The organism is Bradyrhizobium algeriense (assembly GCF_036924595.1).
Classification (GTDB): domain Bacteria; phylum Pseudomonadota; class Alphaproteobacteria; order Rhizobiales; family Xanthobacteraceae; genus Bradyrhizobium; species Bradyrhizobium algeriense.
Genome location: NZ_JAZHRV010000001.1, coordinates 4,343,557 through 4,356,780 on the forward strand (window position 1 = coordinate 4,343,557; position 13,224 = coordinate 4,356,780).

Here is a 13,224-nt window from a genome sequence, read left to right on the forward strand (position 1 = left end):
TCTTGCAGATCGCCGCCGGAGACATCATGGACATCATCAGACTGTGCGCCTGGGGCTATGCCGCCCTGCTCGGCTTCGTGATCCTCACCGGCTACATCCCGGCCTTCATCGACGCCAATGACATGATCTTCGGCCTGTTTCGCCGCACCTGGTACGCCGACGGGCTGCATCTCGTCTCGGCGCTGTGGGCTGCGGCGGCGGCGATCACCTCGCGCCGCGCCTCGGAATTGTTCTTCCAATTGTTCGGCGTGTTCTATTTTGCCGATGGCCTGCTCGGGCTGGCTACCGGTAGCGGCTATCTCGACTTCGGCATCCTGATCAACGGCGTCCTCAACCTGCCGCTCGCGACGCGGTTTTTCGCCAATGCCCCGCATCTCGGCCTCGGCGGTGTGGCGATACTGATCGGCTTTATGCTCGCGCCGCGGACGCGGACCGCTGTTCATGCTTAAATGGTTGCGGCGCATCCTGGCCGGCATCGCGATTCTGATCGCGCTGTCGGTGCTTGTGCCGCTGGCCTATATCGAGGGGACGTGCCGCCCCTCTTCCGGCGCTGCAACGGCCAGTACACCGGCCGTGACCTTGCCCGCGATCGATGAGGCAGGCTATCGGCGCAAACTGAACAACACCTTCTTCACCTTCCCTGAATGGTACATCGTCTATTCCTTCGAGGATTTCGGCCGCTTCCTCGACCGCTCCAGCGAAAGCCACTTCAACTATCTCGGTCACATCTTCGGGTTCTGGCAGAGCTTCTGCACCATCAACCGCGCGGTGCCCGCAACCGGCGAGCAGCTCACGGAGGTCAAGACCATGATCTACGTGATCGGCATCAGCTACTCCGCCGAATACGCCATCAAGGGACTTTATGAAAACACCATCGGACGGGTGTTCGAATGGATCAGGGGCGAGAAGCGCACGCCCCAGGACGAGTTTGGCCGCGCCGTGCTGCAGGATTATGCCGCCTTCCTCTACACCGTCCCCTGGTACAAATATCCGTTCCGCGAAAAGCTCGACGGCCTGATGGCGATCTCGGCGCCGACGTCGAGCAATCTGCGCAGCTGGGAGCGCAACTTCGCGCTCGGCGCGGAATATTTCGTCAAGATCGGCTACGCCGCGCTGATCCAGAAGGCGCTCGACGCCGGCGGCGACAACGAGCCGCGCGACATCATGTTCGCGGTGGCAACGCTGCCGCCTGCCGCGTTGGCGAAAGAACCGCGCATCAAGCCGGTCCGCGCGTTGACACCGCAATGGCAGCTGGTGCAGACGCCGCGCTACAAGGCTTTCACCGAGATCCTGCAAAGCCTGCTGGACCAGGGATTTGGCCTTGCGGAAATCGCGGGCAATCACGACATCTTCATCACGGTGGTTGCGCCCAATGCTGCAAAACTCGACATCAAGGGCACGACGGAGCTGTTTTCGCAGGAGCTGGATGCCCGCCCCGGGTTTCGCAGGGCCGGCCTGAAAGCCAGGATCGACCGCCTCGTGGATATCAACCGCGAGCTCAAGGCCAGGGGCGCGAGCATTGAGCACTTATATGACTACTGACAGGCGTCAGCAGCACCGGGCGTTGCCACTGGGCCGCATTGCCGGCGCGATCGCCCTTGTCGTCTTTGGCTGGCTCGCGGTCGTCGTTGCATTGACCTTCGGTTCGGCCCCCGGCAAGTCGATGGCCATTGTCGGTCCACAGTCACAGGCGCTGGCAGCCATCGCCAAGGCCAACGGACGCATCCTCGTCTCGAACGACTACTTTACCATCGCGCGTTCCGACGATGCCGGTTTTGTCGCCCGCCTCTATGCAGCGGGCGCGCTGCTGGTCCTGGACGCCGAACAGGCCGGCGGCTGCAGCGGCCTCTCGCCTAAGCGATCCACCGCGCAGCTCTGACGCGTTACGACGCGTACTTCTGATAGAACGTATTGGTGAACAGCTCGCTCGGATCATACTTCCGCTTCGCCGCGAAGAAGTCGTTGATCTGCGGGTACGAGCGCTGCAACTGGTCGCGCGAATAGTAGAGCTGGTAGGGCAGGAAGAACCGACCCTTGTGCGCGATGGTGAGGTCGATCAGCTCTTCCGTCGCCTTCTTCATGCGCCGGTTGCCCTCGTCATCGGTGGTCTGGTTGATGTAGAGCACCAGCGAGAACGCCGGCTCCGGCGAATAGGTCAGGAAATTGTTCTCCTGATGCACGACGCGCACCGACGCATTCAACAGATTGGTCCTGTTGTCGGTCAGCACCTTGCGCATGCCGTCGACGAACGAGACGAACTGGCTGCGCGGTATGAAATATTCGTGCAGGATGTCGGTGTCGTCAGGCAGCGAATTGCGCAAGTAAGGCACGGAATCGTGCATCGGGTCGTTGCGGTTGACGAGGCAGGCTTCCGCCGATCCGATCGCCTGCGCCCGCGTCACCGTGCAGGTCTCCATCCGGTGCTCGATGTGCTTTTCCGACAGCCATTTCATTTCCTGAAACAGCGGCCCCTGCTTGGACAGGTTGATGGTGAGCCGCCGGAGCTTGGTGCCTGAGACCTCGCCGAGCGATTCGCGCTTGAAATCGGTGCCGTCGACTTTGGTGTAGGTATAGAGCAGCAACTCCTTCAGGAACGAGCTTGGCGCGGTCGAGAGATGGCCATACATCAGCCCGATATTGCCGTCCTTCTCGATCTCCTTGGCGAACAGCGCCGGGAATTCCTTGTAGTCCATCATGCGGCGCCCGGTCTGGTAGACCAGATTGTCTGACATATCGAGCTCTGCCTCGACGATGACACCGAACAAGCCGTAGCCGCCGACCACGAGGTTGAACAGGTCCTTGTTCTCGGTCGCAGATACCGTGCGCAGCGAACCATCGGCCAACATCACCTTCATCGACTTGATCGATTTGGCGAGCGCACCGGCCTGATGGTCCATGCCATGGGCATTGACCGAGATTGAGCCGCCGACGCTGAAAATATCGGTCGACTGCATGGCGCGGACCGCAAAGCGCGGGTGCAGCACGTTCTGGATATCGTGCCAGGTCGCGCCCGGCTGCACCGTGACCGATCGCGAACTCTCGTTGAGCACGATCTTGTTGAAGCCGCGCATGTCCAGCACGACGCCGCCCTTGCGGAACGCGTGCCCGCCCATGCTGTGACGTACGCCGGCGGTCGTTACCGAGAGCTTGTTGTCGCGCGCAAAGGCAAGGGTCTTTGCGATATCCTCGACGCTGCGCACCTCGACCATGCCGTAGATTTCGGTCTTGTTGAGGCAGCTTGCATCATTGATGCTGCCGCCGAGCTGCGACCATTTCACGTCCTTGAGCGGCGCAATCGCCTTGATCCGCTCCAGGTCGATTTTCGCTTGCTCGCCGCCGACCGCAGGCCCGCAATCCTTTTCGCCGGTGGGATCCGCTGCCAGCGCCTGAAGCTTGCGATAGCTGTAAATGCCAAGCAGCACGACAACCACGGCGGCAACGGACACGCCGGTTTTGAACTTTTGTGAAAATTTTCGCATGAACTGATTCCAGAGGATTACGAGATATTCCGGGCGGGCGGATGATTAGTCAAATCGGAGCGCCTTCCGGTTCGATAGGTCGGCAGCGTTACTGAACCGATAACCCAATGCAGCCAGACGACGGCCGCCCTTCCCGCGCCTCACTTCTCCCGATAATCTCCCGACCCCATAAAGGGCGAAGCAACGCCCGGCGCCGAGGAGGAACGCTGAAGTCGAAGGCATGACGGCCTGTCCGGACACTAACAATCAACAAACATTATCCAGGGAGAACACCAATGCTGACGCGACGCGGTATGATGCTTGCCTCCATCGCAGCCGGAGTGATCATGAACAACAGAACCGCCTCCGCCAAAGCGGCGCAGCCCGCGACGCCGGTGAATTTCGACGTGCCCGCAGGCGCCTGCGACTGCCACACCCATATCCATCCGGACCCTGAGAAATTCCCGTTCTTCTCCGGCCGCGTCTATACACCCGAACTGGCCTCGCCGGAGGAAATGACCGCCCTGCACAAGGCGCTGCACATGGAGCGCGTCGTGATCGTCACGCCCTCGATCTACGGCACCGACAACGCGGCCACGCTGTTCGGCATGGCGGCGCGCGGGCCGACCGCGCGCGGCGTCGCCGTGATCGACGACAAGACGTCGGAGAGCGATCTCGACCTGATGGGCAAGGCCGGCATTCGCGGCGTCCGCCTCAATCTCGCAACCGGCGGCGTCAATGATCCGAGCGTCGCCAGGCCACGCTTCACGGCCGCCGTCGAGCGCATGAAGGCGCGCGGCTGGCATGTGCAGATCTATACCAACATGCCGATGATTACCGCGGTCAAGGACCTGGTCATGGCCTCGCCGGTGCCGGTCGTATTCGATCATTTCGGCGGCGCTCAGGCCGCCCAGGGTATCGAGCAGCCGGGCTTTGCCGATCTCGTCGACCTCGTGAAATCAGGCAAGGCCTACGTGAAGATCTCGGGCGCCTATCGCGCCTCGAAGCTGGCCCCTGATTTTGCCGACTGCATACCACTCGCCCAAACGTTGATCACAGCCAATGCAGATCGCATCGTCTGGGGCACCGACTGGCCGCACCCGGATTCCGTCACGCCGCCCGGCAAGCAGATCTCCGACGTGACGCCGCTATTCCAGATCGATGACGGGCGGCTTCTGAACCAGCTGCCGGTGTGGGCGCCGGATGCTGCGATCCGCAAGAAGATCCTGGTCGACAATCCGGCGCAGCTTTACGGGTTCTGAAGCCCGGCGCTCGACATCGCGGCCCGCTCAGGTCCGAACGGGTCGCGGTCGCAGGTGCGCAGCCAGTTGCCGGCCTTGCGCAGGCCGCCGAACGGGAACAGGTGAAATCCCGCGATCGAAGCCGTTGCGACCGCAGGCGCGCCGCGCAATCCCCTGACGACATCGTCCGGCCCGGTATCCGTCAGCAGGCGGCCGAACCGGCCGATCTGGGCCCGCAGCGCGCGGATGGAATTGCCGATGCCGCAGCGGAGCGCGAATTTTGTCAGTGTCGCCGGCGTGGCCGGACCGGCAAGGCCAATGATCACGGGAAGATCGATGCCGGCCCGATCGAGTTCAGCGATCCATTGCAGGATCGGGGTGCTCTCGAAGCAGAATTGCGTGACGACATCGACACGAGTTCCGGTCTGCCCTCCCCAGTCGCGCCACGCCTTGAGCCCGTTCAGCGCGTCGCGCAATTCGAGAAATGGATGACCTTCGGGATGACCGGCGACACTCACACAGGCAATGCCGTGCGCCTCGATCAATCCGCTGGCGCAGACATCGCGCGTCGATTTGAACGGGCCCCTTGCAGCGGCGACGTCGCCCGCGATCAGGACAATGCGCGACACACCGGCCTCGCCCCGCGCCCGCGCCAGGAAATCGTCGAGCGCCTCCCGCGAAGCCATTTCACGCGCCGCGATATGGGGCACCGGGTTGTAGCCTGCCCGGCGCAGCGCCGTGGCGGTTCCGACATTGTGGCGATAATGATCGCCGGGCAGGAACGTGATGGTGACATCCGTGCCGGCAGCGAAATGATCGCGCAGTTCCGCAATCTGATGCCCGCTCGAGGAGATTTCGACTGAGGCCGACGACAGCAGCGCGGCTAGTCTCGGGGATGACGGATCGGAGACGGTCACGGGCGCCTCCTAGGGTCATGCCGGCGCGCGGCGGCGCGAGATCACATAGGTTTCGTCGTTGAACCACAAGCCGCCATGCTTCTTCAGCACGCGGTCGGTGGCTTCGAGGTAGCGGCCGTCCCGGACCACCTCCGACAACCTGTTGTCCTCGATCTGCGCCACGTAGATCGCAGCGTTCCAGGCCGCGAACAGCGTCGACGTCCCGATCGGTCCGCTGACTTCGTCCGGCAGCGTGTGCATGCGGTAGCGGAAGATCGAGCGCGCATCGGATGAGGCGTTGAAATTGTAGTGCCGGGCCGCCGCGCCGAGTTCGTGCTTGACCTGGCGCAGGATGGCGTAGCGATCGGTCTTGAAGGGATCATCTCCCGGCCAGACCTGATCGATGATCTCGATGCCGGGATCCTTGCCGTGCGAATGGATGCCGATCAGCCGCCCGCCCGGCCGCAGCGACCTGACCAGCGGCGTCAACACTTTTGAAGCTTTGAATTCTACGCTCGCCCGCGCCCGATAGGGCTGCGAAGCAATGACCAGATCATAGTCGGCCATCACCCGGCCGGGCCGCGGCATGATCGGATCAAGCAGGAAGGAATGATCCTCGCGCCGCAGCGTCAGGATGACGGGGCGCTGATAGACCGGATTGCCCGTGGTCGGGCTGATGCCCGCGCGCCAGTTCTCGGCGAGGAAGCCTTCGAGCTCGCCGATCTGCTCGGCGAAGCCATGCGCGGTGTTGCCGGTCAGCGTGACATCTTTCCAGATCAGGCCTTGCGCCGACGTCACCGAGCGCGGCGTCAGCCATGGCGCCTCGGCGTAATAGAGGTTGGTCACGACCAGCACGGTGGCGGGATGCTCGAACAGGCGGTCCGCCATCTTCTCCAGCATCAGGCGGACGTCTTCGTAGCTGATCTCTTTCGCCACGACATAGAGCGGCATGGTGGGGAAGCGCGCATGCACCGCCCGCATCACCCGTGACAGCACGGTGCCATCGCCGACGCCGGCATCGAAGATGCGAAGCGCCGGCGGCGCCGGCTGCAGATTGCCGAGCTCGAGCGAGATGCGGTTGCCGACCTCGCTCTTCTCGCTGCAGGTGGAGACGAACAGCAGGTATTTCTGGCGATTGTCGAAGAATCGGAAGCCCGGCGGCGCGACGGCGTTGGCGGCGCCCGCGCCGTTCAGCGGCTTGGCGGCCGGTGACGGCTGGCCTGTCGCCTCGCTCGAAGCGGACCGGTGCTCGGCGAGATAGGCGCGGACCTTGTCGAGCGTGCCTGTCGTGATCCTGGCGCCGTCGCGCAACCGCGACACCAGCTTGCCGTCGTTGACCACCAGCCGCCCGAAGGTGGATTCGGCCATGCGCGTCTCGCGGCAGAAGTCGCGGATCTCGCCGAGAATCTGCTCGGCCGTCGGCGCCGATTTCGCCGGCTGCGCGTGGCCGTTCTGCCCGCCGTTCGATCCCTGGCTTCCCTCGATCCGCATGGCTGTCTCCTGCGGTTGTCCTTGGCCGTATCAAGGGACGGCCGCCGGATTGCGTCAACCACAAACCGAGTGGGCAGGAAACATGGGCATGTGCCCACAGCGCATCTACCGCGCCCGTCGCGAGAACACCGAGATCAGCACCGGCAGCGTCACCAGGATCACGATCGGCGCCAGCATCATGCCGGTGACGACCACGATCGCCAGCGGCTTTTGCACCTGCGAACCGATCCCCTCGGAGAGCGCCGCCGGCAACAGCCCGACACCCGCCACCACGCAGGTCATCAGCACCGGCCGCAATTGCAGTTCGCCGGTGCGGATCACCGCGCGCATCCGCTCATAGCCTTCGTCGATCAGCTGGTTGTACTGCGACAGGATGATGATGCCGTCCATGACCGCAATGCCGAACAGCGCAATGAAGCCGATCGCGGCCGACACGCTGAAGGGGATACCGGTAATCAACAGACCAAGCACGCCGCCGAAGATCGCCATCGGGATCACGCTCATGGCCAGCAGGGTGTCGACGATGGAGCCGAAATTGAAGAACAGCAGCACGCCGATCAGCGCGAGGCTGATCGGCACCACGATCGACAGCCGCTTGATGGCGTCCTGCAGATTGCCGAATTCGCCGACCCATTCGACCCGCGATCCCGGCGGCAACTGGACCTGGGCTGCGACCTTTTCCTGCGCTTCCTGGATCGCGCTGCCGAGGTCGCGGTTGCGCACCGAGAACTTGATCGGCAGATAGCGTTCCTGCTGCTCGCGGTAGATGTAGGCGGCGCCCGAGATCAGATTGATCGAGGCGACCTCGCTGAGCGGGATCTGGGTGATCGCGCCGCCCTGCCCTGCCACGCCGATCCGCAGGTTATGGATAGCTTCGGCGCTCTTGCGGTATTCCGGGGCAAGCCGAACGATGATCGGGAAATGCCGGTCACTGCCGGGTTCATAGAGATCGCCGGCGCTGTCGCCGCCGACCGCGACCTTGATGGTGGCGTTGATATCGCCCGGCGACAGGCCGTAGCGGGCGGCACGGGCGCGGTCGATATCGATCTGGATAGTCGGCTGGCCGAGCGAGGTGAACACCGCAAGATCAGTGACGCCCTGCACGGTGCTCAGCACGGACTTGATCTTGTTGGCCGTATCCGTCAGCGCCTGCAGATCGTTGCCGTACAGCTTGATCGAGTTCTCGCCCTTGACGCCCGAGACCGCCTCCGAGACGTTGTCCTGGAGATATTGCGAGAAGTTGAATTCGACGCCCGGGAATTTGTCCTGCAACTGCCCCAGCAATTGCGCGGTCAGTTCGTCCTTGTCGCGGGTGCCGGGCCATTCACTATTGGGCTTCAAGGGTGCGAAGAATTCCGCGTTGAAGAGGCCGGCAGCGTCGGTGCCGTCGTCGGGGCGTCCGTGCTGCGATACCACCGATTCCACTTCGGGACGCGCACGGATCATCCTGCGCATCTCGTTGACGTAGGCGTTGCCCTCCTGCAGCGAGATGGTCGGCGGCAGCGTGGCGCGGATCCACAGATTGCCCTCTTCCAGCTTGGGCAGGAATTCCAGTCCCAGCAGCCGTGCGAACGCAATCGTCATCAGGACGAGCACGGCAGCGCCGGCGAGCACGATCCTGCGGTTCGCGACCGCCCATTTCAGCACCGGCACATAAAGCCGGTCGAGCTTTTTCACGACCCAGGTTTCGGCCTCTTCCAGATGCGAGGGCAGGACGATCGCGCTCAGCGCCGGTGTCACGGTAAAGGTCGCGAGCAATCCGCCCGCCAGCGCGTAGGCATAGGTCCGCGCCATCGGCCCGAAGATGTTACCTTCGACGCCGCTCAGCGTGAACAGCGGCAGGAAGGCTGCGATGATGATGGCGGCGGCGAAGAAGATCGAGCGCGACACGTCGGCGGACGCCGACATGATCGCGTGGCTCTTCATTCCCATCGTGGTGTCGAAGGAGATGTGGCTCTGCTCGGCCGCGGAGAGCGCGGTGGTCTGCGTGAGCCGCCGGAAGATCGCCTCCACCATGATCACGGTGGCGTCGACGATCAGGCCGAAATCGATCGCGCCGACCGACAGTAGGTTGGCGGATTCGCCGCGCAGGACGAGAATGATGACGGCGAAGAACAGCGCGAAGGGAATCGTCGCGCCGACGATTAGCGCGCTTCGCAAGTCTCCGAGGAAGATCCACTGCAGCAGCACGATCAGGATGATCCCGACCACCATGTTGTGCAGCACCGTATGCGTGGTGATGTCGATCAGGTCCTTGCGGTCGTAGATCCGCTCGATCTTCACGCCGGGCGGCAGGATCGAGGAATGATTGATCTCGTGAACCAGCTTTTCGACGCGGGCGATGGTCGGCGAACTCTGCTCACCGCGGCGCATCAGCACGATACCCTGCACGATGTCATCATCCTGATCGAGGCCGGCAATGCCGAGCCGCGGCTTTTCGCCGATCGTGACATGCGCGATGTCGCGGACCAGCACCGGATTGCCGCCCGACTGCGACACCATAGTGTTGTTGAGGTCGTCGATCGAGCGGATCAGGCCGACTCCGCGCACCACGGCGGATTGCGCGCCGATGTTGACGGTGTTGCCGCCGACATTGATGTTGGCGTTGGAAACAGCCTGCAGCACCTGCGGCAACGTCAGCCCGTTGGCGACCAGCTTGTTGAAATCGACCTGCAGTTCGTAGGTCTTGGTCTTGCCGCCCCAGCCGGTGACGTCGACGACGCCGGGCACGGCGCGGAACCGGCGCTGCAACACCCAGTCCTGCAGCGTCTTGAGGTCGAGCACGCTGTAATTCGGCGGGCCTTTCAGGCGGTAACGAAAAATCTCGCCGGTCGGACTGAGCGGCGAGATGGTCGGCTGCGCATTCCCCGGCAACGGCGCAAGCTGCGACAGCCGGTTCAACACCTGCTGCAGCGCCTCTTCATAGGTGTAATCGAACGAGAACTGCAGTTTGACGTCGGACAATCCGTACAGCGAGATGGTGCGGATGGTGCGCAGGTTCTTGATGCCGGCAACCTGGGTCTCGATCGGTATCGTGATGTAGCGTTCGATCTCTTCCGACGACAGGCCCGGACTTTGCGTCACGATGTCGACCATCGGCGGGGTCGGATCGGGATAGGCCTCGATGTTGAGCTGCTTGAATGCGATCAGGCCGCCGACCAGCACGGCGACGAACATGCCAACCATCAAATAACGGCGGCTGACGGCTAGGGCGACCAGGCGATCCATTCAGACCGGAGCTTTCAATAAGGGGGTCAGCTGCCGGACGCGGCGCGATCGATGAATAGCGCACCCTTGGTGACGATCTGCTCGCCGGGTTTCAGATTGCCGACCACCTCGACGAGATCGCCATTGGTGAGGCCAGGCTTGATCTGACGCAATTCAATCGTCTTGTCCGGATGCGCGACCCAGATCCGCACCTGATCGCCTTCATAGATCAGTGCCTGTTTCGGCACGCCGACCGCCGGCCGGTCGCCCGCCGAATAGATCGTGACGTTGGCGAACATCTCCGGCTTCAGCGTACCGTTCTTGTTGTCGATGGTGGCGCGGACCAGCAGCCGCCGCGTCGCCGGATCGATCGCGGTGGCGACGTAATTGATCCGCGCCGACAGCGAACGGCCCGGCAGCGCGAGAACGTTGAAGGTCACCTCCTGCCCGATCGCGACGTTCGCGCAATCGCTTTCGCGGACGAAGGCCGTCATCCATACCGTGGAGAGATCGCCGATCACATAGACAGGGTCGCTGGCGCCGGCGTTGACATACTGGCCGGGGCCGATCTTGCGCTGGACCACGGTGCCGGCGATCGGCGCGAAGATGGTGGTCTCGGGATTGATATGACGCTTTTCCTGGAAGGTCGCGATGTCCTCATCGGTGAGACCGAGAATGCGTAATTTGTTGCGCGCCGCCTCCATCGCCGTCTGCGACGAGCGCATGTCGTTTTCGGCCTGGATCAGGGTCGCCTGGCTCTGCTGGTAATCTTTCAGCGGAACGGCCTTGCCCTCGAACAGGTCCTTGGCGCGCGTTCCCTGCAATTGCGCCAGATCGAGCGCGGACTTCGCCTTGTTCATGGCGGCCATCGCGGCGATGAAATCGTTTTGCGCCTGAACGTTGTCGGCGGCCTCGATCACGAACAGCGGCTGGCCCTTGACGACGCTGTCGCCCGGCTTGGCCAGCAGCTTGGTGACGCGGCCTGCATAGGGCGAGAACACCGGCGTCGAGCGATCTTCATCGATCGCGATCTTGCCTTCAGTGACGTGTTCGGCGCGGAAGCCGCGTTCGGTGACGGGCTGAATGGTCAGGCTGGCCCATTCGGCAGGGCTCGGCGTGTAGCGCTGCAATCCCTTGCGGGACTGGCTCGAGACTTCCGAATGGCCGGCCTTGGTGTTGCCTATCTTCGCAAAGCCGTAGGCGCCTACGCCGACCAAGGCCAACACGCCGATGCCCACGGCCAACCGCCGCCGGGTAACGATCTGCAATGACTTGGTAAACACGTTGGGCATCCTGCCGGGAACCATTCAGCGACGATTTGTCTCACCCTGCGCTAATAGTGCCCAATTCACGTTCCAACAACATGAAAAACGAAAATGGCCCTAGCGGGGGCGATTAAAGTTTGGAGAGCCGGCCCGAAGGCCGGCAAGCGGCCTACGCCGGTGGCGGCCATTGCGGCGGGTGGCTGCCGAGCGGCATCGCCGGACGGGCCCAAAACGCCGGGGTTTTCGACAAAATCGCGGAATGCCTGACCGCCCGCAGCGCACCGAAGCCTGAGCCCACCTCCTCGATGAAGGGCGTTACCGCCTCCCCCGTAAGATCACGGGTATCGAGGCCGCCGGCCACCCGGCCGAGATTCCACAGCCAGCGTCCGGTCTGCGCCAGTGACACCTGGACGTGCCAGCTTCCGCCTTCACGCGCCTGGCGCGCTTTAGCCATCATGGCGCCGAACGCCATGAAGTAGCCGGTGGCGTGGTCGAGCATCTGCGCGGGCAATTCCTTCGGTCCATCGATACCAGCAGCCCGCCCCTCGGCATGGTTGAATCCGGTCGCGGTCTGCACCAGCGAGTCGAAGCCGCGCCGCCCGGCCCAGGGACCTGCGGCACCATAGGCCGACAGCGTGACATAAATGATACCGGGATTGATGCGCGCGGCATCCTCCGGCGAGAAGCCGAGACCTGAAATCGCGCGCGGCCGGTAGCCCTGCGAAAAAATATCCGCCGCGGCCAACAGGTCGCGCAGCACGCCGCGCCCCTGCTCGTTCTTGAGTTCGACAAAACTCGTCAGCTTGCCGCGGCCGGTGTCGATGGTGAGCCACGGAATGGCCGGTAGCTCCGGGCCGGAGATCAGCAACACGTCGGCGCCATGCGCGGCAAGCGTCCGGCCCGCCACCGGACCCGCGATCACGCGCGACAGATCGAGCACGCGAAGCCCCGCGAGCGGACGATCGCCTTTAGGCCACGGCTTCGGCGCAGCCTCGCCGATTTTCGTGATCGAGAGCAGCGGCAATCCGGCGAGCGCTTTGGCATGCGGCGTTGCCGACCAATGGTCGTGCGAGCGCATGAAGGCCACGACGCAGCCGCCGGCATAGGCGGCGGTCTCGAACGCTTCGCCGTCCCATTGCATCAGCGCGGCCTGAACCGCGTCACGCTCCGGCTTGCAGTGCAGCACCTTGCAGACCGCGTCGCGGTGATGGGGAAAATTGGTGTGCAGGCGCACGAAGCCATTGTCGCGGGTTTTGTAGACACCGGCGATCGCATCCCAGGCCGGTGGCGGGGGATTGCCGTCGACGCGCAGATAACGTTCGCTCCGGCATTCGACCACGGCATGACGCATATCGACCGCCGTGCCTTGCGCCTCGCCGCTGCGCATTTTCCAGATTTCGGCCGCCGCCAGCCCGGTTGCAGCGACGCTGACCTGTGCGGCGGCAGCGACGCGAAACGACGACGGCAGTTGCGGCTCGTCGCCGGTCAGCGTGAGCGCGTCGAGCGCGGAGACTTCACCGCCGGCGGAGGTCCAGATATCGCGGAGGATTTCTCTGGGGCTTTGCATAAGCGTGTCTCTTTCCTAACGTCTTTCTTAACATCCCACGCAACGTAGCCCGGACGGAGCGCAGCGCAATCCGGGTAAAGCGATTTGAGCTTTCTCCCG

General features: G+C 63.4%; 10 protein-coding genes. 4 read left to right on the forward strand and 6 right to left on the reverse strand.

Annotated features, from left to right (window positions below; genetic code table 11):
• The first annotated feature begins 26 nt into the window (after nucleotides 1-26).
• From V1286_RS21195 to V1286_RS21205, 3 genes are read left to right on the forward strand one after another with little or no spacing between them, the layout of a single operon-like run.
• Complete coding sequence (locus V1286_RS21195) at nucleotides 27-449, forward strand: hypothetical protein (protein WP_108513111.1); 423 nt, start codon at nucleotides 27-29, stop codon at nucleotides 447-449.
• Nucleotides 442-1,542: a hypothetical protein gene (locus V1286_RS21200; protein WP_334482283.1), complete on the forward strand. Its 1,101-nt coding sequence runs from the start codon at nucleotides 442-444 to the stop codon at nucleotides 1,540-1,542. Before V1286_RS21195 ends, V1286_RS21200 begins: the two co-directional genes overlap by 8 nt.
• A complete protein-coding gene (locus V1286_RS21205) occupies nucleotides 1,532-1,879 on the forward strand; it encodes a hypothetical protein (RefSeq protein WP_334482285.1) in 348 nt (115 codons plus the stop codon). Before V1286_RS21200 ends, V1286_RS21205 begins: the two co-directional genes overlap by 11 nt.
• 4 nt (nucleotides 1,880-1,883) lie before the next feature.
• Here the strand turns inward: V1286_RS21205 and V1286_RS21210 are convergent, their stop codons facing one another.
• Nucleotides 1,884-3,479 carry an FAD-binding oxidoreductase gene (locus V1286_RS21210; RefSeq protein WP_334482286.1) on the reverse strand — a complete coding sequence of 532 codons (1,596 nt, stop codon included), beginning with the start codon at nucleotides 3,477-3,479 and terminating at the stop codon, nucleotides 1,884-1,886.
• A gap of 275 nt (nucleotides 3,480-3,754) precedes the next feature.
• On the opposite strand from V1286_RS21210, the gene V1286_RS21215 reads away from it, so the two are divergent.
• Nucleotides 3,755-4,720: an amidohydrolase family protein gene (locus V1286_RS21215; RefSeq protein ID WP_334482287.1), complete on the forward strand. Its 966-nt coding sequence runs from the start codon at nucleotides 3,755-3,757 to the stop codon at nucleotides 4,718-4,720.
• Here the strand turns inward: V1286_RS21215 and V1286_RS21220 are convergent.
• From V1286_RS21220 to V1286_RS21240, 5 genes are all read right to left on the reverse strand, one after another.
• The gene (locus V1286_RS21220; RefSeq protein WP_334482288.1) at nucleotides 4,708-5,616 is read right to left on the reverse strand and encodes a methylenetetrahydrofolate reductase; all 909 of its coding nucleotides are present in this window, start codon (nucleotides 5,614-5,616) and stop codon (nucleotides 4,708-4,710) included. The genes V1286_RS21215 and V1286_RS21220 overlap by 13 nt on opposite strands.
• A gap of 15 nt (nucleotides 5,617-5,631) precedes the next feature.
• Nucleotides 5,632-6,963 (reverse strand): hypothetical protein, encoded by a 1,332-nt coding sequence (locus V1286_RS21225; RefSeq protein ID WP_334489816.1) that lies wholly within the window; start codon nucleotides 6,961-6,963, stop codon nucleotides 5,632-5,634.
• Nucleotides 6,964-7,191: 228 nt separating this feature from the next.
• Entirely contained in the window at nucleotides 7,192-10,314 is a 3,123-nt protein-coding gene (locus V1286_RS21230) for an efflux RND transporter permease subunit (RefSeq protein ID WP_334482289.1), read from the reverse strand.
• A gap of 26 nt (nucleotides 10,315-10,340) precedes the next feature.
• A complete protein-coding gene (locus V1286_RS21235; protein ID WP_334482290.1) occupies nucleotides 10,341-11,585 on the reverse strand; it encodes an efflux RND transporter periplasmic adaptor subunit in 1,245 nt (414 codons plus the stop codon).
• Between the two features lie 142 nt (nucleotides 11,586-11,727).
• On the reverse strand, nucleotides 11,728-13,125 hold the full coding sequence (locus V1286_RS21240) for a CoA transferase (protein ID WP_334482292.1): 1,398 nt from the start codon (nucleotides 13,123-13,125) through the stop codon (nucleotides 11,728-11,730).
• Nucleotides 13,126-13,224 lie beyond the last annotated feature (99 nt).